At 67.8% G+C, this 23,876-nt stretch carries 16 protein-coding genes; 8 read left to right on the forward strand and 8 right to left on the reverse strand.

What is annotated here, in order from left to right; translation table 11 throughout:
• Positions 1 to 2: 2 nt before the first annotated feature.
• From metH to ACFCQI_RS13720, 3 genes are read right to left on the reverse strand one after another with little or no spacing between them, the layout of a single operon-like run.
• Positions 3 to 2,702, reverse strand: coding sequence for a methionine synthase (gene metH, locus ACFCQI_RS13710; protein WP_395117547.1), 2,700 nt, complete (start codon positions 2,700 to 2,702; stop codon positions 3 to 5).
• Positions 2,699 to 3,778: a homocysteine S-methyltransferase family protein gene (locus ACFCQI_RS13715; RefSeq protein ID WP_395117549.1), complete on the reverse strand. Its 1,080-nt coding sequence runs from the start codon at positions 3,776 to 3,778 to the stop codon at positions 2,699 to 2,701. Before ACFCQI_RS13715 ends, metH begins: the two co-directional genes overlap by 4 nt.
• A 25-nt stretch (positions 3,779 to 3,803) precedes the next feature.
• A complete protein-coding gene (locus ACFCQI_RS13720) occupies positions 3,804 to 4,733 on the reverse strand; it encodes an ArsR/SmtB family transcription factor (RefSeq protein ID WP_395117551.1) in 930 nt (309 codons plus the stop codon).
• A gap of 99 nt (positions 4,734 to 4,832) precedes the next feature.
• Between ACFCQI_RS13720 and ACFCQI_RS13725 the strand changes: the two genes are divergently transcribed.
• Positions 4,833 to 6,026, forward strand: coding sequence for an acyl-CoA dehydrogenase family protein (locus tag ACFCQI_RS13725; protein ID WP_395121363.1), 1,194 nt, complete (start codon positions 4,833 to 4,835; stop codon positions 6,024 to 6,026).
• A gap of 190 nt (positions 6,027 to 6,216) precedes the next feature.
• On the opposite strand, the gene ACFCQI_RS13730 is transcribed toward ACFCQI_RS13725, so the two are convergent.
• Positions 6,217 to 9,387, reverse strand: a complete 3,171-nt coding sequence (locus tag ACFCQI_RS13730) for a multidrug efflux RND transporter permease subunit (RefSeq protein ID WP_395117553.1) — start codon at positions 9,385 to 9,387, stop codon at positions 6,217 to 6,219.
• Positions 9,388 to 9,399: 12 nt separating this feature from the next.
• Entirely contained in the window at positions 9,400 to 10,593 is a 1,194-nt protein-coding gene (locus ACFCQI_RS13735; protein WP_395117555.1) for an efflux RND transporter periplasmic adaptor subunit, read from the reverse strand.
• A 457-nt stretch (positions 10,594 to 11,050) separates the two neighbouring features.
• Between ACFCQI_RS13735 and ACFCQI_RS13740 the strand changes: the two genes are divergently transcribed.
• From ACFCQI_RS13740 to ACFCQI_RS13750, 3 genes are all read left to right on the forward strand, one after another.
• Complete coding sequence (locus ACFCQI_RS13740) at positions 11,051 to 15,976, forward strand: NAD-glutamate dehydrogenase (RefSeq protein WP_395117557.1); 4,926 nt, start codon at positions 11,051 to 11,053, stop codon at positions 15,974 to 15,976.
• 141 nt (positions 15,977 to 16,117) lie between these two features.
• Positions 16,118 to 16,879: an NAD kinase gene (locus ACFCQI_RS13745; protein ID WP_395117559.1), complete on the forward strand. Its 762-nt coding sequence runs from the start codon at positions 16,118 to 16,120 to the stop codon at positions 16,877 to 16,879.
• 110 nt (positions 16,880 to 16,989) lie between these two features.
• Entirely contained in the window at positions 16,990 to 17,913 is a 924-nt protein-coding gene (locus ACFCQI_RS13750) for a 5'-nucleotidase (RefSeq protein WP_395117561.1), read from the forward strand.
• Positions 17,914 to 17,944: 31 nt separating this feature from the next.
• Here ACFCQI_RS13750 and ACFCQI_RS13755 read toward each other — a convergent pair whose 3' ends face one another.
• Together ACFCQI_RS13755 and ACFCQI_RS13760 are read right to left on the reverse strand one after the other, a co-directional pair.
• The gene (locus ACFCQI_RS13755) at positions 17,945 to 18,580 is read right to left on the reverse strand and encodes a LysE family translocator (RefSeq protein ID WP_395117563.1); all 636 of its coding nucleotides are present in this window, start codon (positions 18,578 to 18,580) and stop codon (positions 17,945 to 17,947) included.
• On the reverse strand, positions 18,577 to 19,437 hold the full coding sequence (locus ACFCQI_RS13760; protein ID WP_395117565.1) for an NIPSNAP family protein: 861 nt from the start codon (positions 19,435 to 19,437) through the stop codon (positions 18,577 to 18,579). The genes ACFCQI_RS13755 and ACFCQI_RS13760 overlap by 4 nt, the downstream gene beginning before the upstream one ends.
• Positions 19,438 to 19,531: 94 nt before the next feature.
• On the opposite strand from ACFCQI_RS13760, the gene ACFCQI_RS13765 reads away from it, so the two are divergent.
• Positions 19,532 to 20,533 (forward strand): helix-turn-helix transcriptional regulator, encoded by a 1,002-nt coding sequence (locus tag ACFCQI_RS13765; protein WP_395117567.1) that lies wholly within the window; start codon positions 19,532 to 19,534, stop codon positions 20,531 to 20,533.
• Here ACFCQI_RS13765 and ACFCQI_RS13770 read toward each other — a convergent pair.
• Positions 20,475 to 21,350 (reverse strand): DMT family transporter, encoded by an 876-nt coding sequence (locus ACFCQI_RS13770; protein WP_395117569.1) that lies wholly within the window; start codon positions 21,348 to 21,350, stop codon positions 20,475 to 20,477. The genes ACFCQI_RS13765 and ACFCQI_RS13770 overlap by 59 nt on opposite strands.
• A 143-nt stretch (positions 21,351 to 21,493) precedes the next feature.
• Between ACFCQI_RS13770 and ACFCQI_RS13775 the strand changes: the two genes are divergently transcribed.
• The 3 genes from ACFCQI_RS13775 to ACFCQI_RS13785 all read left to right on the forward strand — a co-directional run bounded on the left by ACFCQI_RS13775 (position 21,494) and on the right by ACFCQI_RS13785 (position 23,875).
• A complete protein-coding gene (locus tag ACFCQI_RS13775; RefSeq protein WP_395117571.1) occupies positions 21,494 to 22,663 on the forward strand; it encodes an acyl-CoA dehydrogenase family protein in 1,170 nt (389 codons plus the stop codon).
• A gap of 166 nt (positions 22,664 to 22,829) precedes the next feature.
• A complete protein-coding gene (locus ACFCQI_RS13780; RefSeq protein WP_395117573.1) occupies positions 22,830 to 23,372 on the forward strand; it encodes a GNAT family N-acetyltransferase in 543 nt (180 codons plus the stop codon).
• Entirely contained in the window at positions 23,369 to 23,875 is a 507-nt protein-coding gene (locus ACFCQI_RS13785; RefSeq protein WP_395117575.1) for a hypothetical protein, read from the forward strand. Before ACFCQI_RS13780 ends, ACFCQI_RS13785 begins: the two co-directional genes overlap by 4 nt.
• Position 23,876: the final 1 nt, after the last annotated feature.

The raw sequence follows: 23,876 nt of genomic DNA on the forward strand, positions 1-23,876 counted from the left end.
GGTCAGTCGGGGTCGTAGTCGAGGTTGGCGGCGAGCCAGCGTTCGGCCTCGGCCTGGCTCCAGCCTTTGCGTTTGGCGTAGTCCTGCACCTGTTCCAGGCCCAGGCGGCCGACCACGAAGTACTGGCTGCCGGGGTGCGAGAAGTACCAGCCGGAGACGGCGGCTGCCGGATACATCGAGAAACCTTCGGTGAGTATGATGCCGGCGTTGTTCGTGGCGTCGAGGAGCTTGAAGAGCGTCGCCTTCTCGGTGTGATCGGGACAGGCCGGATAGCCGGGGGCGGGGCGGATGCCCTGGTATTTCTCGGCGATCAACGCCTCGTTGTCGAGGCTTTCGTCGGGCACGAAACCCCAGAACTCCTTGCGCACGCGCAGGTGCATGCGTTCGGCGAAGGCTTCGGCGAGGCGGTCGGCCAGCGCTTTCAGGATGATCGCGGAGTAGTCGTCATGGTCGGCGTGGAAGCGCTCGAGGTGCGGCTCGATGCCGAGGCCCGCGGTGACGGCAAAGCCGCCGATCCAGTCGGGCTTGCCGAACGACTTCGGCGCGATGAAATCGGCCAGGCACAGGTTGGGGCGTTCCACCGGCTTGTCGGCCTGCTGGCGCAGGTGGTGCAGCGTGGCCAGCGGCTGGGTGCGGGTGTCGTCGGTGTAGATCTCCACGTCGTCCATGAGGTTGGCGGCCGGCCAGAAGCCGATCACCGCGCGGGCCGTGAGCCACTTCTCGTTGACGATCTTGTCCAGCATCGCCTGCGCGTCGGCGAACAGTTCGCTGGCCTGCGTGCCGACCACGGCGTCGGTGAGGATGGCGGGATAGTGGCCGGCCAGTTCCCAGGCCTGGAAGAACGGTGTCCAGTCGATGGTTTCGCGCAGCTCGGCCAGCGGGTAGTCGTCGAACACGGTGAGGCCGGGCCGCACCGGCTGCGGCGGGTCGTAGTTGGCCCAGTCGCAGCTGAAGCGGTTGCCGCGTGCGTGCGCCAGCGTCACCAGCTTCTTGCCGGGGCCGCGGTGCTTGTGGCGCTCGCGCACCTCCGCGTACTCGCTGCGCACCTTGGCCAGGAAGCCGTCGACCAGCTCCTTGCTGACCAGCGATTGCGCCACGCCGACCGCGCGCGAGGCGTCCTTCACCCACACGCAGGCGGTTTCGTAGTGCGGCTCGATCTTGATCGCGGTGTGCGCGCGCGAGGTGGTGGCGCCGCCGATCAGCAGCGGGATGCTGAAGCCGCGCCGCTTCATTTCGCGGGCGACGTTGGCCATCTCCTCCAGCGAGGGGGTGATCAGGCCGGAGACGCCGATCATGTCGGCCTTCTCCTCGATCGCGGTGTCGAGGATCTTCTGCGCCGGCACCATCACGCCGAGGTCGATCACCTCGAAGTTGTTGCAGGCGAGCACCACGCCCACGATGTTCTTGCCGATATCGTGCACGTCGCCCTTGACCGTGGCCATCACGATCTTGCCGTTGCTCTTGCTGGTGTTGCCGCTGAGTTTTTTCTCCTCTTCCATGAAGGGCAGCAGCCACGCCACCGCCTTCTTCATCACGCGGGCGGATTTCACCACCTGCGGCAGGAACATCTTGCCGGCGCCGAACAGGTCGCCGACCACGTTCATGCCGTCCATCAGCGGACCTTCGATCACGTCCAGCGTGCGGGTGACGGTCTGGCGCACTTCCTCGGTGTCTTCCACCACGAACTGGTCGATGCCGTGCACCAGCGCGTGCTCCAGCCGCTTGCGCACCGGCAGTTCGCGCCAGGCCATGGCGTTGCTATTGTCCTGCTCGCGCGCGCCTTTCTTGTGCTTCTCGGCGATCTCCATCAGCCGCTCGGTGGCGTCGGCGCGGCGGTTCAGTACCACGTCTTCCACGCGCTCGCGCAGCTCGGGTTCCAGCTCGTCGTAGATCGCCAGCTGGCCGGCGTTGACGATGCCCATGTCCATGCCGGCCTGGATGGCGTGGTAGAGGAACACGCTGTGGATCGCCTCGCGCACGGCGTCGTTGCCGCGGAACGAGAACGAGACGTTGGAGACGCCGCCGGAGAGGTGCGAGTACGGGAAGCGTTTCTTCAGTTCCTTCGCCGCCTCGATGAAGTTCACCGCGTTGTCGGCGTGCTCCTCGATGCCGGTGCCGATCGGGAAGATGTTGGAATCGAAGATGATGTCTTCGGGCGGAAAACCCACTTCTTCGGTGAGCAGCTTGTACGAGCGCTCGCAGATTTCCAGGCGGCGCGCCACGCTGTCGGCCTGGCCGTTCTCGTCGAAGGCCATCACCACGGTGGCGGCGCCGTAGCGCAGGATTTTCCGCGCCTGCTCCAGGAATGGTTCTTCGCCTTCCTTCAGCGAGATGGAGTTGACCACGCCCTTGCCCTGCAGGCACTTCAGGCCGGCCTCGATCACGCTCCACTTGGAGGAGTCCACCATCACCGGGATCTTGGCGATGTCCGGCTCGGCGGCGATCAGGTTGAGGAACTTCACCATTGCCGCTTCGGAATCGAGCAGGCCTTCGTCCATGTTCACGTCGAGGATCTGCGCGCCGCTCTCCACCTGCTGGCGGGCCACTTCCACCGCTTCGTCGTAGCGGTCTTCCTTGATCAGCTTCTTGAACTTGGCCGAGCCGGTGACGTTGGTGCGCTCGCCGATGTTGATGAACAGCAGGTCGGGGGTGATGACCAGCGGTTCGAGGCCGGACAGGCGGGTGTGGCGGGGCGCGTTCATGCGGCCTCCCGCACGGCGCCGGGCAGCACGCGCGGGGGCACGCCGCGCACGGCCTCGGCAATCGCCCGGATGTGAGCCGGCGTGGTGCCGCAGCAGCCGCCGACCAGATTGAGCAGGCCGTCGCGGGCGAAGTCGGCGATCACGCCGGCCATGTGTTCGGGCGTCTCGTCGTATTCGGCGAAGGCATTCGGCAGGCCGGCGTTCGGGTGGGTGCTGACATGGCTCTCGGCGATGCTCGCCAGGGTCTGGATGTGCGGGCGCAGGTCCTCGGCGCCGAGCGCGCAGTTGAAGCCGACCGACAGCGGCTGTGCGTGGCGTACCGAGTAGTAGAACGCCTCGGCGGTCTGGCCGGAGAGCGTGCGGCCGGAGCGGTCGGTGATGGTGCCGGAGATCATCACCGGCACGCGCGCGCCGCGCTGGTGGAACAGTTCGGACAGCGCGAACAGCGCGGCTTTCGCGTTCAGCGTGTCGAAGATCGTCTCGACCATGATCACGTCGGCGCCGCCGTCGATCAGGCCGCTGGCCGCCTCGGTGTAATTCGCCGCCAGTTCCTCGAAGGTCACGTTGCGGAAACCCGGGTCGTTGACGTCGGGCGACAGCGAGGCGGTGCGGCTGGTCGGGCCGAGCACGCCGATCACGAAGCGTGGCTGCTGCGGCGTCTTCGCCGTCATCGCGTCGCAGGCGGCACGGGCCAGCTTTGCGCCTTCCAGATTCAGCTCGTGGGCCAGGTGCTGCAGCTTGTAGTCGGACTGGCTGATGCGGGTGGAGTTGAAGGTGTTGGTCTCGACCAGGTCGGCGCCGGCTTCGAGGTAGGCGTCGTGCACGCCGCGGATGATTTCCGGGCGGGTCAGGGTGAGCAGGTCGTTGTTGCCCTTGAGGTCGCAGCCCGGGTGGTCGTGCGCGTGCGCGTGGCCGTCGTGGCCGTGCTCGAAGCGCTCGCCGCGAAAGCCCTCTTCGTCGAGGTGGTGCGCCTGCAGCATGGTGCCCATGGCGCCGTCGATGATCAGGATGCGTTGGCGCAGCGCCTGTTCCAGGGCGGCGACGCGATCGGGGTGGAGCCAGGGCAGGGTGTTCATTGCAACGTCCTTGCAGACAAGAGGGTCAGGCGCGCTTGCGCGCCAGCAGGCTGATGACTTCGAAATGCGGCGCCTTGCGCTCGCGGCTGAGCCGGTTGCCGCTGAGCACGTCGAGCCCGGCGCTGCGCGCGTAGCCTTCGAGTTGCTCGATGCGGAAACCGAGATTGCGGTGGTCGAACGGCTCGACCGCGGCGCGGTGGTCGTGCTGGCCCAGCGTCACGGCCAGCAAGCGGCCGCCGGGGCGCAGCAGGCGGGCGGCCTCGGCCACCGCCTTGGCGGGGTGTTGGGCGTAGGTCAGCGCGTGCAGCATCAGCACCAGGTCGAAGCGCTGCTCGCCCAGCTCCAGCGCGTGCATGTCGCCCTGGATCACGCGCACGTTGGCGAACGACTTCAGTCGTTTCGCGGCGGCCTCGACCACGCGCTCGCTGGAATCGACGCAGACGATCGAGTGCGCATGCGGCGCCAGCAGCTCGGCGGTGATGCCGTCGCCGGAGGCGATGTCGAGCACGTCGCCGGTGCCCAGCAGCTGCAGCAGCGAGCGCGCCAGCGTTTCCCAGGTGCGGCCGGGCGAGTAATGGCGCTCCATGTCGCCGGCGACGGTGTCGGCCCAGCCTTCCTCGCGGGCGCGGTTGGCCAGCACGCCGGGCAGTCGTGCGGTGTCCTCGCGCAACAGGGCGTCGTCGATGCTTGCGCGCAGCGAAACCACCAACGCGTGCTGCGCCTCGTCGCCCTCGTTGTTGGCGCGGTAATAAGCCGAGACGCCGGCGCGGCGGTCGCGCACCAGGCCGGCTTCCTTGAGCTTGGCCAGATGCGTGGATACCCGTGGTTGCGCCAGATGCAGCACCGCGGCCAGTTCGGCCACGGTCAGCTCCTCGTTCTCCAGCAGGGCCAGCAGGCGCACGCGGGTGGGGTCGGCGAGCAGGCGCAACACGCTGGACGCGGTGGCCAAGTCCATGATTATCCCTGTATCGCGATATAAAGATGTATAGGCTAGGCCGGGCTTTGCCATGCGTCAAGCGGGCTGCGCCGGGCCGATCGGCCATTTGCCGCTAAAATCGGCGGCTCGATTGCCTCAAGGAGCCCACCCGTGGATTTCCGTTTTACCGAAGACCAGTTGTCGATCCAGTCGATCGCCCGTGATTTCGCGCACAAGCGCATCGCGCCGGTGGCGGCCGAGCTGGACGCGAAGGGCGAGTTTCCGCTGGAGAACATCCGCGAGATGGGCCGGCTCGGACTGATGGGCATCGAGGTGCCTGAGGCGTACGGCGGTGCCGGCATGGACCCGATCGCCTACGTGCTGGCGATGATCGAGATCGCTGCCGCCGACGCGGCCACTTCGACGGTCATGTCGGTGAACAATTCGCTGTTCTGCAACGGCATCCTCAAGCATGGCACCGAGGAGCAGAAACAGCAGTACGTGCGCGCCATCGCCACCGGCGAGGCGATCGGTGCCTATGCGCTGACCGAGCCGCAATCGGGCTCCGACGCCTCGGCCATGCATACCCGCGCCACCAGGAACGCCAACGGCGACTGGGTGATCAACGGCAAGAAGAGCTGGATCACCTCCGGCCCGGTGGCGCGCTACATCGTGCTGTTCGCGATCACCACGCCGGGCATCGGCGCCAAGGGGGTGTCGGCCTTCATCGTCGATACCCGGCTGCCCGGCTTCCACGCCGGCAAGACCGAGCCCAAGCTCGGCATCCGCGCCTCGGCCACCTGCGAGATCGAGTTCACCGATTACGTGTTGCCAAAAGCCAATTTGCTGGGCGAGGAGGGCAAGGGCTTCTCGATCGCGATGGGCGTGCTCGATGCCGGACGCATCGGCATCGCCTCGCAGGCGGTCGGCATTGCCCGCGCCGCGTACGAAGCCACGCTGCAGTGGTCGCGCGACCGCAAGGCGTTCGGCCAGCCGATCGGCACCTTCCAGATGACCCAGTCCAAGATCGCCGACATGAAGTGCAAGCTCGATGCGGCCACGCTGCTCACCCTGCGCGCCGCGTGGACCAAGGGCGAGGCCGAAAAGCACGGCGGCCGCTTCGGCACCGAGGCGGCCGTGGCCAAGCTCACCGCCTCCGAGGCGGCGATGTGGATCGCCCACCAGGCCGTGCAGATCCACGGCGGCATGGGCTATTCGAAGGAAATGTCGCTGGAACGCTACTTCCGCGACGCCAAGATCACCGAGATCTACGAAGGCACCAGCGAGATCCAGCGGCTGGTGATTGCACGGGCGGAGACGGGATTGCGCTGAAGAGCGAGAAGTGAGTGGAGAGGAGTGAGGAGTGAGAGACAGCCTGCCCGCATCCCCCATCACTTCGCTCATCTGAAGCAACCAACAAAAAGGCCCCGGTTGGAACCGGGGCCTTTTTGTTCGGAGCAAGCGGTACGCAGGAGTACCGTGCTTTTCTCTCACTCATCACTCCTCTCCACTCACTCCTGCCTCAATGCCCCCGCTGCGGATCGGAGTCGAACGTGTGCGGTGCGTTCAGGCCCGGGCGAGGGATATCGCCATCGAGTCTGTCGCCGAGCAGGCGACGCACCACCACGTAGAACACCGGGATCAGCAGCACGCCGAGGAAGGTGGCGAACAGCATGCCGCCGATCACGCCGGTGCCGATGGCGTGGCGTGCGTTGGCGCCGGCGCCGGAGGAGACGAGCAGCGGGAACACGCCGAGGATGAAGGCCAGCGAGGTCATCAGGATCGGGCGCAGGCGCAGGCGGGCTGCGTCGACCGTGGCCTCGCGCAGGCTGCGTCCGGCCTGCTGCTCGGCCACCGCGAATTCCACGATCAGGATCGCGTTTTTCGCGGCCAGGCCGATCACCGTGATCAGGCCGATCTTGAAGTAGATGTCGTTGGGAAGGCCGCGCAGCAGGGTGAACACCACCGCGCCCAGGAACGCCAGCGGCACGATCAGCAGCACCGAGACGGGGATCGACCAGCTTTCGTACAGCGCGGCCAGCGCCAGGAACACGATGAAGATCGACAGCACCATCAGCAGGGTAGCCGCGTTGCCGGAGAGGATCTCCTGGTACGACTGCCCGGTCCAGTCGTAGCCGAAGCCCTTGGGCAGGTCGTTGCGGATGATCCGTTCCATCTCGCTCATTGCCTCGCCCGAGGCGTGCCCGGGCGCCGGCGAGCCGACGACCTCGACCGCCGAGTAGCCGTTGTAGCGGGTCAGCGAGGGCGATGACACGTCCCACGTCGAGTGCACCACGTTGGCCAGCGGGATCATCTGCGCGGTGCCGTCGCCGGCCAGCTTGGAGCTGGGCGTGAAGATGTGCTGCAGCGCATCCGGGCCCATGCGGTAGGGCGCGTCGGCCTGCATGATCACGCGCTTGATGCGCCCGCCATAGGTGAAGTCGTTGACGTACACCGGCGCCAGCATCAGCCCGATCGCGTTGTAGATGTCGCCGATCGACAGGCCCATCGACTGCGCCTGCACGCGATCCACCTGCAGGTGCAGCTGCGGGGCTTCCTCCAGCTCGTTCGGACGCACGCCGGCCAGCTTGCTGTCCTGGTTGGCCTTGCCGATCAGGGTGTTGCGTGCCGCGGTCAGGGCGTCGCGACCGGCGCCGCTGCGGTCCTGCAGGTACATGTCGAAGCCGCCGAACTGGCCCAGCCCCTGCACGGTGGGGATGTTGATCACGAAGATGCGCGCATCGCGGATCTGGTGCAGCTTGCGGTTGGCGCGCTGGATGAACTCGCTGGCGCCGACATCGCGGTCGGCCCAGTCCTTGAGCTTGATGAAGGCCATGCCGGCGTTCTCGCCGGAGCCGATGAAGCTGAAGCCGGTGACCTGCATCACCCCGTCCACCGCGGGGTCCTTGCGCAGGATGTCGCGCATCTGCGCCATGACCTCGGTGGTGCGCTGCTTGGTTGCGCCCGGCGGCAGCTGGATCACCGACATCGCGTAGCCCTGGTCTTCCTCCGGCAGGAAACTGCCGGGCAGGCGCGTGTAGAGGAAGCCGCCGAGCAGCGCGACCACCACGAACGCCAGCATCCACCGCGGCGCGTGGCCGATCGCGACGCCCACGTGGCGGGTATAGGTGTGCGTGGTCCAGTCGAACAGCCGGTTGAACTTGCGATAGACGACGTTTTTCTTCTTCTCGTGCTCCGGCTGCAGGAAGCTGGCGCACAGCGCCGGCGTGAAGCTCAACGCGAGGAAGGCGGAAAAGCCCATCGACAGCGCGATGGTCAGCGCGAACTGCTTGTAGATGATGCCGGAGGCGCCGGGCTGCAGCGACGAGGGCACGAACACCGCCGCCAGCACCACGGTGATCGCCACCACCGCGCCGGTGATCTGGCCCATCGCCTTGCGCGTGGCATCCTTCGGCGAGAGACCCTCCTCGGTCATGATGCGTTCGACGTTCTCGATCACCACGATCGCGTCGTCGACCACGATGCCGATCGCCAGCACCATGCCGAACAGGGTCAGCTGGTTGATGGTGAAGCCGAGCACCAGCATGCCGAGGAAGGTGCCGAGCAGGGCCACCGGAATCACCAGGGTGGGGATGATGGTGGCGCGGAAGTTCTGCAGGAACAGCAGCATCACCAGGAACACCAGCACGATCGCCTCGATCAGCGTGTGCACCACCTCGTTGATCGAGATGGTCACGAAGGTAGTGCTGTCGTACGGGCTGAACCAGGTCACGCCCGGCGGGAAGCTGGGCGCCAGCTCATCCATCTTGGCGCGCACCGCGGTGGCCACGTTGAGCGCGTTGGCGCCAGGCAGCAGCTGGATCGCGAAGGCGCCGATCGGCTTGCCGTCGTACTGGGTATCGAAACCGTAGTTGCCGGGCCCGAAGCTGATCCGCGCCACGTCGCCCAGGGTGACGGTGGTGCCGTCGGTGTTGGTGCGCAGGATGATCTCGGCGAACTGCTGCGGCGTGGTGAAACGGCCTTCGGTCGACACCGTGGCGCTGAAACCCTGGCCGGGGATGGCCGGGTCCGCGCCCAGCGCGCCGGCGGCGAACTGCACGTTCTGCGAACGCACGGCGGCGAGCACCTGGCTGGCCGACAGATTGTAGCCGTGCAGCTTGTCCGGGTTGAGCCAGATGCGCATGGCGTACTCGGAGCCGAACTGCCGCGTGCTGCCCACGCCCGGCACGCGCGAAATCTGGTCGAGCACCTGCGAGCCGACGATGTCGTTGAGGCGGTCGCGGTCGATGCCCGGGTTGGTCGATTGCAGCGCCACCACCATCAGGAAGCCGGCGTTGGCCTTGGCCACCACCACGCCCTGCTGGGTCACTTCGGAAGGCAGTCGCGGTGTGGCCAGCGCCACCTTGTTCTGCACCTGCACCTGGGCGATGTCGGGGTCGGTACCGCTCTCGAAGGTCAGCGTGATGCTGGCGCGACCGCTGGCGCTGGACGAGGAGCTGAAATACAGCAGGTGGTCGATGCCGGTCAGCTGCTGCTCGATGACCTGGGTGACCGTTTTCTCGGTGGTGTCGGCGCTGGCGCCGGGGTAGCTGGCGCTGACCGTGACCGACGGCGGCGCGATGTCCGGGTAGGATTCCACGCCCAGGTTGAGGATGGCCAGCACGCCACCGAGCGAAATCAGGATGGCGACCACCCAGGCGAAGACAGGGCGGTCGATGAAGAAGTTGGGCATGTCGGCGCTCCGTTACTGGCCGTTCGCGGAAGCGCCGCCCGCCGGCGCCGTGGACGTCGCGCCGGCCGGCGCATCGCGGTGCCAGGGACTCGGCTTGGCCGGCTCGCCTTCCTTCACGTTCTGGATGCCGGAAACCACCACCTTGTCGCCGGCCTTCAGGCCGCCGCTGATTACCCAGTCGCCATCGCGCATGTCGGCCGTGGTGACGTCCTTGCGCACGACCTTGTTGTCCGCACCCACGGTCATCACGTAGGCGCCGGTGGTGTCGCGCTGCACCGCCTGCTGCGGCAGCACGAACACCTTGTGACGCTGGCCCAGGTTGGCCTGCAAGGTCACGTACATGCCCGGCAGCAGCTTGTGCTTCGGGTTGGGGATGGTGGCGCGCAAGTCCACCGAGCCGGTCGCCGGGTTGACCGTGGCGGCGGAGAAATCGACCGTGCCCGGCTCGGCGTAGGTGCTGCCGTCGGGCAGGGTGATGCGCACGCTGGCCTTGTTCTGGCCGGCCAGGGTGACGTTGCCCTCGCTCTGCGCCTGGCGCATGTTCTCCAGCGATTCCACGCTGAGCGTGAAGTTCACGTACAGCGGGTCGATCTGCTCGACCGTGGTGAGCAAGGTGGCCGCCCCGCTGCCCACCAGCGCGCCCTCGGTCACCTGCTGCTGCCCGGCGCGGCCGGCGATCGGCGCGGTGACGTTGGCGTAGCCCAGGTTGATGCGCGCGGTCTCCACGTTGGCGCGCGCGGCCTGCACGGCCGCGGCGCTGCTGCGCTCGGCGGCCAGCGCGTTGTCGAGGTCGGCCTTGGACACGTAGCCCTTGGGCGCCAGTTCGCGCACGCGCTGCGCGGTGACCTTGTTGTTGGTCCAGCTGGCCTGGGCCTGCGCCAGCGAAGCCTTGGCCGCGTTCAACTCGGCCTGCAGCGGCGCCGGGTCGATCTGGAACAGCAACTGGCCGCGCGTGACGTCGGTGCCTTCCTCGTAATCGCGCTTGAGCAGCACGCCGGCCACCCGCGCGCGCACGTCGGCGCTGCGATAGGCGGAAAGGCGCCCGACCAGGTCGCGGGTCAGCGGCGAGTTCTGCGGTTGCACCGTGACCACGCCCACCTCGGGCGGCGGCATTTGCGGCGGACCGTTGCCGGTGCTCTTGCCGCAACCGGCCAATACCAGCAGGCACAGGCACAGCAGCGGCGAGCGCAGTGACGAAGGCTTCATGGGGACTCCGGTTCTCTTTCTTGTTCGGGGTGTGGGGAGGGGCGTCGCATGCGCCGCGCGGGAATCCGTTTCCGCCGCGCATCGGGTGTTGCCGGTGGCGTCCGAAACGCCGCCGTGGCGGCGCTTCGGAGATGTCACAACGTACAAACTGGACTGCGCAGTATACATTTTCCGGCGGCGTCGTTTCCAGCGCGGGTCGCGCGCGCAACCTCGCATGGTCGGAGGCAGCGGTCGATGAATATCCGCCGCCGCGCCACGCGCCGTTCGACACGCCGTTCGACACGTTGTGCGACATCCGCGCGGGCCGCGTTGCGCGGCGGATCATCCGCGCCGCGTGCGGCGCCTCGCAGACGTTCGCCCCGCCCCGCGCGCGGGTGGATTCGGGAGGTGCCGCGGCGTATCCTTCCGAGGATTTATCGCGGCCCTTCCCACCTCCGTCCAACTAACAGCAGATGCCATGAATGCGACCCTTGCGGCAAATGACCCCTCCCTCCCGTCCGTAGTGCTCGCCGAGCTGAAAAAGAGCGGCATGTCGCCCCAGCGCCTGACCCAGGCCGAGGTGTTCTGCACCGCCTTCTTCGCACGGGTCGCCGGCAGCGATGTCCAGCTGCACACGCCGGTGCAGTGGGCGGCGCTGGTCGGCAGCCTGCTGGAGTTCATGCAGCAGCGCCCGGCCGGTCGCGCCGCGGTGCGCGTGCTGAGCCCCGCGGACCTCCACGCCGGGCGCAGCCTGCTACAGGTGGTCACCGACGACATGCCGTTCCTGATCGACACGGTGAGCATGGTGGTGTCGACCAACCTGCAGATCCACGCAGTGATCCACCCGGTGCTGACCGTCTCGCGCGACGCCGCCGGCGCGCTGCAGGAGCTGGGCGGCAAGCAGGGACACGCCGAGTCGGTGATGCATTTCGAGATCGACCGCGCCGCCGATGCCGCCGAGCAGGAACAGTTGAAGGCGCAGGTCGAGGCGGCGCTGGAAGACGTGCGCGCCGCGGTCAACGACTGGAGCGCGATGCGCGAGCAGGCGCTGGCGATCGCCGCCGAGCTGCCGCAGCGCAAGATCCCGCTGGACGAGGCCTCGGCGAAGGAAGCGGCTGCCTTCATGCGCTGGCTGGCGGAGGACAACTTCACCTTCCTCGGCTACCGCGAATACGAAGTGGTCGATGCCGACGGCGACCGCGTGCTGCGTTCGCTCGAAGCCTCGGGCCTGGGCATCCTGCGCAAGACCGACAGCGCGCTGGCCCCGCGTTCGCTGCGCACCCTGGCCGCCAGCGAGCTGCCGCAGTCCGGCGCCACCGACGCGATCATCCTGACCAAGACCAACGCGCGCTCGCACGTGCATCGCCCCGGCTACATGGACTACATCGGCGTGCTGCAGTTCGGGCCTGATGGCCGCGCGGTCGCCGAGCAGCGCTTCCTGGGCCTGTTCACCTCCAGCGCCTACATGGCGCGCCCGCAGGACGTGCCGCTGGTGCGGCACAAGGTCGAGGCGGTGCTGGCCCGCTCGGGCCTCAAGCGCGATTCGTACTCCGGCAAGTCGCTGCGCCACATCCTGGAAACGCTGCCGCGCGAGGAGCTGCTGCAAGGCACCGAGGAGGAGCTGTTCAACACCTCGATGGGCATTCTCGAACTGCGCCAGCGCGCACGCACGCGGCTGTTCGTGCGCCGCGACCGCTACGGGCGGTTCTTCACCTGCATGGTGTTCGTGCCGCGCGACCGCTTCAACACTTCGGTGCGCGAACGTATCGAAGCCACGCTGGGCATGGCGCTGCACGCGGTGCAGAGCGATTCCTCGGTGGAGATGGGCGAGTCGGCGCTGGCGCGGCTGACCATCGTGATGCGGCCGAAGATCGGCGACCAGCCTGCCTGCGACGTCGCCGAACTGGAGCACGCCGTGGCCGCGATCGTGCGCAACTGGCACGACGAGGTGCGCGACGCGCTGGTGCGCCTGCGCGGCGAACACGAGGGCGTGGTGCTGGCCAACCGCTACGCCCGCGCGCTGCCGGCCGGCTACGTCGAGGACGTCAGCCCGGCGGTGGCCGCGGAAGACATCCACGAGTTGTCGCAGCTGAGCGGCGAGCACGGCATCCGCATGTCGTTCTACCACCCGCCGCAGAACCCCGAGTCGCTGCGCTTCAAGGTGTACCGCAACGGCAGCGACATCTCGCTGTCCGAGGTCCTGCCGCAGCTGGAGAACCTCGGCTTGCGCGTGCTCACCGAGCATGTCTACGAGATCCCCGGCGACACGCCGTTGTCGATCCAGGATTTCGACGTGCAGCCCACCGGCAAGCTCGCCTTCAGCGTGGAGCAGGTCGGCGCGCTGTTCGAGGATGCGTTCGAGCATGTCTGGCGCGGCGCCGCGGAGAACGACGGCTTCAACCGGCTGGTGCTCGGCGCCAAGCTCGATTGGCGCCAGGTGGCGATGCTGCGCGGCTACAGCAAGTATCTGCTGCAGACCGGCGTGACCTTCTCGCAGGCGTACATGGAGGAGACGCTCAACCGCTATCCGGCGATCGCCGGCTTGCTGGTGGAGCTGTTCCTGGCCAAGTTCGACCCGCGTCGCGAGGCGCTCTCGCCCGACGAGCTGAAGATCGCCGGGGCCACCCTGGCGGTGGAGATGCGCACGCTGATCCCGGCCAACGTGCAGGCCGCGCAGCCCGGCCTGATCGACGAGCTGGGCGCCGCGCTGGCGCGTCCGCGCGCCGAGCAGGTCAAGGTCGTGGAAGCTGCCATCGGCGTGCTGCTGGAGAACGTGGCCAGCCTCGACGAGGACCGCATCCTGCGCAGCTTCGTGGGGCTGATCCGTGCCACCTTGCGCACCAGTTTCTTCCAGCAGTGGGAGGGCGCGTACCGCGACTACATCAGCTACAAGATCGACTCGCACCAGGTCGCCGAGCTGCCCAAGCCGGTGCCGTACCGCGAGATCTGGGTGTGCGCCCCGCGCGTGGAAGGCATCCACCTGCGCTTCGGCGCGGTCGCCCGCGGCGGCCTGCGCTGGTCCGACCGCCGCGAGGATTTCCGCACCGAGGTGCTGGGCCTGGTCAAGGCGCAGATGGTCAAGAACACGGTGATCGTGCCGGTCGGCTCCAAGGGCGGCTTCTTCGTCAAGAAGTCCCCCGACGGCGACCGCGACGCGGTGCTGGCCGAGGGCATCGCCTGCTACAAGCTCTTCATCAACGGCCTGCTCGACATCACCGACAACCTGGTCGAGGGCAAGGTGGTGCATCCGCACGACGTGGTGCGCCACGACGCGGACGACCCCTACCTGGTGGTGGCCGCCGACAAGGGCACCGCGAAGTTCTCCGACATCGCCAACGCCATCTCGATCGAGCACAACTACTGGCTGGGCGACGCGTTCGCCTCCGGCGGGTCGCACGGCTATGACCACAAGGGCATGGGCATCACCGCGCGCGGTGCGTGGGAGTCGGTCAAGCGCCACTTCCGCGCACTCGGCCGCGATTGCCAGAACGAGGATTTCACCTGCGTCGGCATCGGCGACATGTCCGGCGACGTGTTCGGCAACGGCATGCTGCTGTCCGAGCACATCCGGCTGCTGGCCGCGTTCGACCATCGCCACGTGTTCCTCGACCCGAACCCCGACGCGGCCCGTTCGTTCGTCGAGCGCAAGCGCATGTTCGACGTGCCGCGCTCGAGCTGGGACGACTACGACAAGTCGCTGATCTCCGCCGGCGGCGGCGTCTACCCGCGCAGCGCCAAGTCGATCCCGATCTCGCCCGAGGTGCGCGTCGCGCTGGGCCTGAAGCCCGACGTGGAGCACCTGGCGCCGAACGATCTGCTCAGCGCGGTGCTCAAGGCGCCGGTCGACCTGCTCTGGAACGGCGGCATCGGTACCTACATCAAGGCCAGCAGCGAAACCCACGCCGACGTGCGCGACCGTGCCAACAACGGCCTGCGCATCGATGGCGCCGAGGTGCGCGCGAAGATCATCGGCGAGGGCGGCAACCTGGGCATGACCCAGAAAGGCCGCATCGAGGCGGCGCAGAAGGGCGTGCTGCTCAACACCGACTTCATCGACAACTCCGCCGGCGTGGACACCTCCGACCACGAGGTCAACATCAAGATCCTGCTCAACGACGCCGTGCAGCGCGGCGAGCTGAGTTTCGATGCCCGCAACGAGCAACTGGCGTCGATGACCGACGAAGTGGCCGAGCTGGTGCTGTGGGACAACTACCGGCAGAACCAGGCGATCACGTTGATGGAGCACCAGTCGATCGGCCGCATCGGTTCGATGGCGCACTTCATCAAGACGCTGGAAAACGAGGGCACGCTGGACCGCCAGGTGGAGAACCTGCCGTCCGAGGCCGAACTGGCCGAGCGCAAGAGCCGCGGCCTGGGCCTGACCCGGCCGGAGCTTGCCGTGCTGCTGTCCTACGACAAGATGCGGCTGTTCCAGCAACTGCTGGACTCCGACGTGCCGGAAGACCCGTACCTGTCCAAGGAGCTGGTGCGCTACTTCCCCGCGCCGCTGCACGAGAAGTACGCCGAGCACATGCAGCGCCATCGCCTGAAGCGCGAGATCATCGCCACCGCGGTGACCAACTCCACGCTCAACCGCATGGGCGCGACGTTCATGATGCGCATGCAGGAGGACACCGGCAAAGGCCCCGAGGCGATCGCCAAGGCGTACACCGCGGCGCGCGAGATCCTCGACGCGCGCCAGTTGTGGGCGCAGATCGAGGCGCTGGACAGCAAGGTGGCCGAGGACACCCAGGTCGACGCGGTCAAGCAGATCTGGTCGCTGCTGCGCCACATGACGCGCTGGCTGCTCAACCGCCCCGGCGGCTCGCTCGACATTGCCGAAAACGTGGCGCGCTATCAGACAGGCGTTTCCGCCCTGCGCCAGGTACTGCCCGAGGTGCTCACGCCCACCGGCAAGGGCGACTTCGCCTGCACCCAGGAGAAATGGGAAGGCCTGGGCATGCCGGCCGAGCTCGGCCAGCGACTGGCCCGCATGCCGGACCTGCGCGCCGCGCTGGACATGGTCGAAGTCGTGCAGCAGAGCGGGCAGCCGATGGAAAAGGTGGCGCGGGTGTTCTTCGAACTGGGCGAAGTGCTGGATCTCGAGTGGCTGCGCGGCCAGATCGAGGCCTTGCCGGTGGAAGGTCACTGGCATGCGCAGGCACGCGGCTCGCTGCTCGACGAACTGAGCCACCAGCATCGTGCGTTGGCGCTGCAGGTGCTCGGCATGGCCGGCGCCACTGGCGACCTCTCGCCGGTGCAGGCCTGGCTGCAACGCGACGACGCCACCTTGCAGCACACCCGCAACATGCTGGCGGAAATCCTCACCCAGAACGCGGACTACCCGATCGCCTCGGTCGCCGTCCGTCGTCTGGCCCAGCTGGCACAGGTGCCGGTGGGTTGAGGGCAGGGAATAGGGAGTAGGGAATAGGGAATGGCAAAGGCGGCGGCGAGCAGGCTTGATCTGATGCGCGCGTTGCAGGGATGATCGGAACGGTCGGCTTGCCGGCTCTTCCGATTCCCTATTCCCTATTCCCGGCCTCCCATGCGCATCGCCTTCGTCGCCAGTGACACCAGTGTCGCCCAGCAGGCGAGGCGCAAGCTGGTGGAGCGGTACGGTGACGTGCCGGCGGTCGAGGCGGAGCTGATCGTGGCGCTGGGTGGCGATGGCTTCATGCTGCGTACCCTGCATCTGCACCACGCGCTGGACGTGCCGGTGTATGGCATGAAGCTGGGGCGGGTCGGCTTCCTGATGAACAAGCACAAGCTCGACGGCCTGCCCGAGCGGGTGGCGCGCGCGCATGCGGCGGAGCTGCATCCGCTGGAGATGCTGGTCACCGGTGCGGATGGCGCCAGCCACCAGGCGCAGGCGTTCAACGAGGTGTCGTTGTTGCGCCAGAGCAATCAGGCCGCGCACCTGGAAGTGAAACTCAACGAGACGGTGAAGCTGCCCAACCTGGTCTGCGACGGCATCATGGTCGCCACGCCGGCCGGCTCCACCGCCTACAACCTCTCCGCGCACGGGCCGATCCTGCCGCTGGACGCGAACGTGCTCGCGCTCACCCCGATCAGCCCGTTCCGCCCGCGCCGCTGGCGTGGCGCGATCCTGCCGCACCGCACCCAGGTCACCCTGCGCATTCTCGATCCGGGCAAGCGTCCGGTCAGCGCCACCGCCGATTTCCATGAAGTGCGCGACGTGCGCGAGGTGGTCGTGCGCCAGGCCGAAGGACGCGGCGTGCGCCTGCTGTTCGACCCGGAGCACAACCTGGAGCAGCGCATCCTGGACGAGCAGTTCGCCGCGGAATGAGAGGTGAGTGGAGAGGAGTGAGAAGTGAGAGAAGGCCGACTCCGCTGTTGCTCGCTCTCACTCCTCACTCCTCTGCACTCACTCCTCGCCCTTTGCGGTAGATTCGCGGCATGAGCCAGCCAACCGTCCACGATCCCGTATCCACCACCGACAACCGCCTGGTCGTCGCCATCTCCTCGCGCGCGCTGTTCGACCTCGGCGACAGCCACGCGCTGTTCGAGCGCGACGGCCTCGACGCCTACCGCGCGTTCCAGATCGAGCACGAGGAGGACATCCTGCGACCCGGCGTGGCGTTCCCGCTGGTGCAGAAGCTGCTGGGCCTCAACAAGCTGGCCGGCGACGTGCCGCCGGTCGAGGTGATCCTGCTGTCGCGCAACTCCGGTGACACCGGCCTGCGCATTTTCAACGCGATCCAGCATTACGGCCTGGAAATCAGCCGCGCCGCATTCACCAGCGGTGCGCCGACGTCCGACTACATCGCGCCGTTCAAGGCCGACCTGTTCCTCTCGGCCAACGCCGAGGACGTCGGCCGCGCGCTGGCCGCCGGCGTGGCCGCGGCGACGATCCTGCCCAGCACCGCGCCGCCGCGCATGAGCGAGCAACTGCGCATCGCGTTCGACGGCGACGCCGTGATCTTCGGTGATGAGGGCGAACGGGTATCGCGCGAGGAAGGCCTGGAAGCCTTCCATCGCAGCGAAACCGAACACGCCGCCGAACCGTTGTCGGTGGGCCCGTTCCGCGGCTTCCTCACCGCGCTGCATCACCTGCAGACCGCGTTCCCGGCCGAGGACTCGCCGATCCGCACCGCCTTGGTGACCGCCCGTTCCGCGCCCGCGCACAAACGCGTCATCCTCACCTTGCGCAAGTGGGGCGTGCGCATCGATGAGGCGCTGTTCCTCGGTGGCCGCGACAAGGGCCCGTTCCTCGACGCGTTCGGCGCCGACATCTTCTTCGACGACTCGCCGGCGAACGTGGAGTCCGCGCGCAAGCACGTGGCGACCGGGCACGTGCCGCACGGGGTCAGCAACCGCTGAGCGCGGTGCCGGCAGCGAATGGCGCGCCGGCTTACGCGCCGCGCCATCCCTCGAACCCGGTGAACATGGCCGCGGCGATCAGCAAGGCGCCCACGCAGCGGGTCGCCAGCATTCCGGCCTTCGGCTTGCCTTGCAGCCATGCGCGGGCGCGGTCGGCCATCAGCGCCAGTCCGCCGTACACGCACAGCTGGTTGAGCGCGATGATCAGCCACAGCACCAGCGCCTGCATCGCGATCGGGCCATGCTCCGGGCGCAGGAACTGCGGAAAGACCGCCAGCATGAACAGGTAGGCCTTGGGGTTGAGCAGGCAGGTCAGCATGCCCTGGCGGAACGTCGCCGCGTGCGAGCGCCGCGAGGCATCCGGCTGCAGGGCCGGCGCGGCGTCGCTGCGCATCAGCGAAAGGCCGATCCAGGCGATGTACAGCGCGCCGGCCAGCAGCAGCGCGTTGAATGCACCAGGGACCAATTCCAGCAGCACGCTGATGCCCAGCGCGGTCATCACGACATGGCACACGCCGCCAGCGACGATGCCGGCCAGCGCAGCGAAGCCGCGGCGGCGGCCGCCTGCCAGCGTGCTGCCCAGCACGAAGGCCATGTCCAGGCCGGGCAGCACCATGATGCCGAAGACCAGTGCGAAGAACAGCCACAGTTGCTCGACGTGGTTCATGGTGAAACCCCGGCGCCCGCGCCGGCAAGCCAGCGCAGGCGCGAGCGTGGGGTCGGGTCCATCACCACGCGTTCCGGCGCGCCGCGCAGGAGGCCACTGGCGGCGAGCGTGCGTTCGGCCGCGGCCAGCCGTGGCGCGAGTCGCTCATCCAGCGTTGCGTTGTCGCGAACCACGCCGAGCCATACGAGGAACGGACCGTCGGTGCGTATCGGCAACTGCGGGAAGTTGTTCGGCACATCCAGCGACACCAGCACGCCGGCCGGGTGCACGCCCTCGATGCGGTAGCCGGCGAACGCGGCCTCGGCCTGTTTCGCGAAGGCCTCCTCGCTGCCTTTCTTCACCGCGAAGATCTGCGCCACCACGATGCCTTGCGCGCCGCGCTCCTCGGTCACCGGGTCGACCGCCGGCAGCACGCTGATGCCGTGTTCCGGATGCAGCGGGCGCAGCAGCATCACGTTGTCGCTGTCCGGCAGGATCGCGTTGACCTTGATCCGGTGTTCCTTCCACAGCGGCCCGTAGTAGAACGCCGCATTGACGATCGGGCGTGCATTGATGTCGTGGAAGCCGCGCAGCCAGGTGAAGCGGTTCGGTTGCCCGCGCTCGGTGAACTGGCCGAACACCATCGCGCCCAGCTGCTCGAAGGCCTCCGGGAAATACGCGTCGAAGTACTTGACGAAGTGCGCCAGCTCGCCGTCTGCGGTGACGTAGCGGCGGAATTCGACGACCTGGTAGTCCTTGAGGTGCTGCACGCTTTCCATCATGGGGGCCTCGTTCGCGGGTTTGCCGTGTGCCGACATGGCTGCACCGAGCGCGATGCCCGCGACGATGCCGGGTAACAGTCGCTTGAAGTGGTTCATGGGTATCCCTGGCCTGGACGCCGGCTGGCGCAGGACACACGCTAAAACCCATACAGGGCAAATTACGCCCTGATTTGTCGCTACCATGGCCGCCATGGCCAAACCCACCACGCGCGTGCTGGCGGTGCTCGACCTGCTGCAGAGCCACGGCCGCATGAGCGGCCCCGAACTGGCGCGCCGGGTCGGCGTCGACGTGCGCACGCTGCGGCGCTACATCGTGATGCTGGAGGACCTCGGCATCCCGCTCACCACCGAGCGCGGCCGCCACGGTGCCTACATGTTGGTCGCCGGCTTCAGGCTGCCGCCGATGATGTTCACCAATGACGAGGCGGTGGCGCTGTCGGTGGGCATGGTGGCGGCGCGCGGACTGGGCCTGGCCGAGGCGGCGCCGGCGGTGGAAAGCGTGCAGGCGAAACTGGCGCGAGTGATGCCCGATGGCCTGAAGCGCCACGTGCGCGCGATCGCCGATACGGTCAAGGTCGATCTGCTGCCGGCCACAAACATGCCGACCAGCAACGCCGCGCTGATCACGCTGACCACCGCGGCGCAGGCGCAGCAGCGGGTGCGCATGAGTTACGACTCGGCCCAGGGCAGCCACACCGAACGCGAGTTCGATCCGTACGGCCTGGCCTGGCGCGGCGGTGCCTGGTACGCGCTGGGCATGTGCCAACTGCGCCACGGGCTGCGCTCGTTCCGGCTGGACCGGATGGGCCAGGTGACCTTGCTGGACCACCATTTCGAGCGGCCCGACGATTTCGATGCGCTGGAGCATCTGGTGCAGGGCATCGCCGGCATGCCACGCGGCCGCGACATCGAGGTGTTGCTGCATGCGGACCTGCCGACCGCACGGCGCGCGTTCTCGCTGGGCTTTGGCCTGCTGGAGCCACTGGATCGCGGCGTGTTGTTGCGCAGCAGCGCCGATGACCTGGCCTGGTTTGCCCGCCAGCTCGCCGCGGTGCCGTTCGATTTCGAGATCCGCACGCCATCGGCATTGCGTGCCGAGCTGGCGCGCTGCGCCGTGCGCCTGCAGAAGCTGGCTAGATCATCCGTACGCGCTTCCACCAGCGCGTCACCTGCTCCTCGCGCACGAAGGTGAACAGGCCGGCGCCCAGGATGATCGCGATGCCGGTCGCCATGGGCCAGTCCAGCCGGTCATGGAAGACCACGTAGCCGAGCAGCACGGCCCACAGCATCTGGCTGTACTGGGTTGGTGCGACGTGGTTCGCCGGCGCTATTTGCGTGGCCAGCATCAGCAGCACGGAGCCGAGTGCGGCGAGCAGGCCGTAGCCCAGCAGCAGGCCCCACTGGGCGAGGTCCGGCCAGCGGAAGTTGGCCAGCATCAGCAGGCCGGCCACCAGCATCGAGCCGACCATGCCGGCGCCGTACAAGGTGACGCGTTTCTCGTGCGGCCCGGCCATGCGCAGCGCGATCATCGAGACGGCGCCGGAAAGCCCGCACACGATCGCCGCCAGATGCCCGATGCCCAGCACGCGGAAGCCCGGCCGCAGCACCACCAGCACGCCGACGAAACCGGCCACCACCGCCGACCAGCGGCGCCAGCCCACGGCTTCCTTCAGCACCAGCACCGACAGGATGGTGACGAAGATCGGCAGCAGGAAGATCAGCGCGAACGCCTCGGCCATCGGCAGCGCGGTGAACGCCATCACCGCCGCGATGCTGCCCATCGCGCTGGCGAGCGCACGTACCAGCCACAGGCCGGGGCGCTGCGCCCGCACCACGTCGCGCCAGCGGTCGTCGCTTCCCTTGATGAAGGGCAGGGCCGTCAGCCCCAGCGCGGCGCCGAAAAACACGGCCTCGTAGGCCGGCAGCGAGCCGCGCAGCGACTTCACGAACGCGTCGCTGGCGGCGAAGGCGGCAAAAGCCATGAAGCCGAGCAAGACACCTTTGAACATGGATTTTCGGGGGGGCAGATGTGCGGCGGAGAGAGGGGCCGGGACAGGCGCGCTCCATACGCACCCGTCGGGGCCGCCCGGCCTGTGCGGGCGCATGGGTCGCGCTACAATACCGGCTTTTACGCGCCCCCTCTGGAGCTTCCATGGCTGTCCGTCTGAATCCGCTCGATCTGTACGATGTCCGCGCGCTGCTCAGCGACGAGGAGCGCATGGTGCAGGATTCCGTCGGCCGCTTCGTCGACGAGCGCGTGCTGCCGATCATCGGCGACTGCTTCGACCAGGGCCGCTTCCCGAAGGAGCTGATCCCCGAGATCGCCGGTCTGGGCCTGCTCGGCGCGACGATCCCCGAGCAGTACGGCGGCGGCGGCATGAACGGCGTCAGCTACGGCCTGATCTGCCAGGAGCTGGAGCGCGGCGATTCGGGCCTGCGCAGCTTCGCCTCGGTTCAGAGCTCGCTGTGCATGTACCCGATCTTCGCCTACGGCAGCGAGGAGCAGAAGCAGCAGTACCTGCCGCGGATGTCGGCCGGCGAAGTGATCGGCTGCTTCGGCCTGACCGAACCGCATGGCGGCTCCGATCCGGCCAACATGAAGACCAACGCGAAGAAGGACGGCGGCGATTGGGTCATCAACGGCGCCAAGATGTGGATCACCAACGGCAACCTGGCGCACATCGCGATCGTCTGGGCGCAGACCGACGACGGCATCCAGGGCTTCGTGGTGCCGACCGACACGGCCGGCTTCAAGGCGCAGGAAATCCACAAGAAGATGAGCCTGCGCGCCTCGGTCACCAGCGCGCTGTTCTTCGACAACGTGCGCGTGCCGGACAGCGCGCGGCTGCCGAACGTGAAGGGCCTGAAGGGCCCGCTCGGCTGCCTGACCCAGGCGCGCTACGGCATCACTTGGGGTCCGATCGGTGCGGCGCAGGCCTGCCTGAAGGAAGTGCTCGACTACACCGCCGAGCGCATGCTGTTCGGCAAGCCGCTCGCCTCCAACCAGGCGATCCAGCTGAAGATGGCCGACATGGCCCGGCGCATCACCACCGCGCAGCTGCTGTCGCTGCAACTCGGTCGCCTCAAGGATGCCGGCAAGATGCAGCCGACCCAGGTGTCGCTGGCCAAGTGGAACAACTGCCGCATGGCGATCGACATCGCGCGCCAGTGCCGCGACATCCTCGGCGGTGCCGGCATCACCACCGAGCACTCGGCCATCCGCCATGCGCTGAACCTGGAATCGGTAATCACCTACGAGGGCACCGAGACCGTGCACGAGCTGGTGGTCGGCCGCGAGCTGACGGGGATCAACGCGTTCTGAGGCATGGCGCCAGGTGCCTTCCCGGCTCGTCATCCCGGCGAAAGCCGGGAGCCAGTGCCTTTCCCCATGCCGGAAACACTGGATGACCAGCTTCGCTGTGGTGAAGCTTCTCCGGCGTTCGCCGGAGTGACGGCGCCAGGCATCGCCGCTTAGGCCGGAGTGTTGTATGGGTTGGCAAGACATCCGCATTGAAACCGATCGCCTCATCCTCCGCCCGACCCGGCCGGAGGATTTCGAGGGCTGGGCGACGCTGATGGCCGACGCGGAGAACGCACGCCACATCGGTGGCCCGCAGCCACGGGCAGTGGCGTGGCGCGGCTTCCTGTCCATGGCGGGGGCCTGGGCGATGCAGGGCTTCGGCATGTTTTCGGTGATCGAGAAAAGCAGCGGCCGGTGGATCGGACGGCTCGGGCCGTGGTGTCCGGAAGGCTGGCCCGGCACCGAAGTGGGCTGGGGCTTGTTGCGCGATGCCTGGGGCAAGGGTTATGCGACGGAAGGTTCGGTGGCGGCGATCGACTGGGCCTTTGCCCAGTTGGGCTGGACCGAGGTGATCCACACCATTGCGCCGGACAACCTTGCATCGCAAAGCGTCGCGCGCCGACTCGGCTCAAGCCTGATCGGTCCCGGCCGCCTGCCCGAACCGTTCCAGGATCTGCCGGTGGAGATCTGGGGGCAGAGTCGCGAAGCCTGGGAACGCCGCCGCGCATGAGCCATCTCTCGCCCGCGCTGTATGCCACCCTGGCCGACGTGGTGCCCGATCTGCACGTGCACTGCGTCGATCCGTGGTGCCTGATCGGCAGCGCCGCGGCGTTGGTGCTTGGTGCCGAGGTCAGCGTGGCCGACGTGGACGTGCTGACCTCGCGCGCCGATGCGGACACGCTGATGCAGGTGTGGGCGCAGCAGCGCGAACCCGCATTCGCGCCACCGGATGGCGACCGCTTCCGCTCGCATTTCGCCCGCTTCCGTTTTCCCGGCGCGCCGGTCGAGGTGATGGGCGGGCTTGAACTCCACCTCGACGGTCGCTGGCAGCCCGTGGCGCCGGGCAAGCTGGTGCTCGCCGGCGTGAACGGCCTCGCCGTGCCGGTACCGTGCATCGACGACCAGATCCGCCTGCTCGAAAGTTTCGGTCGCGAGAAGGATCTGCGGCGCGCCGCCGTGTTGCGCGTGCTGCGGGTACCGGCTTTTCCCTTGCCTGTTGTTTCATCCCGCTGAG

This window comes from Rhodanobacter sp. FW102-FHT14D06, assembly GCF_043950705.1.
Taxonomy (GTDB): domain Bacteria; phylum Pseudomonadota; class Gammaproteobacteria; order Xanthomonadales; family Rhodanobacteraceae; genus Rhodanobacter.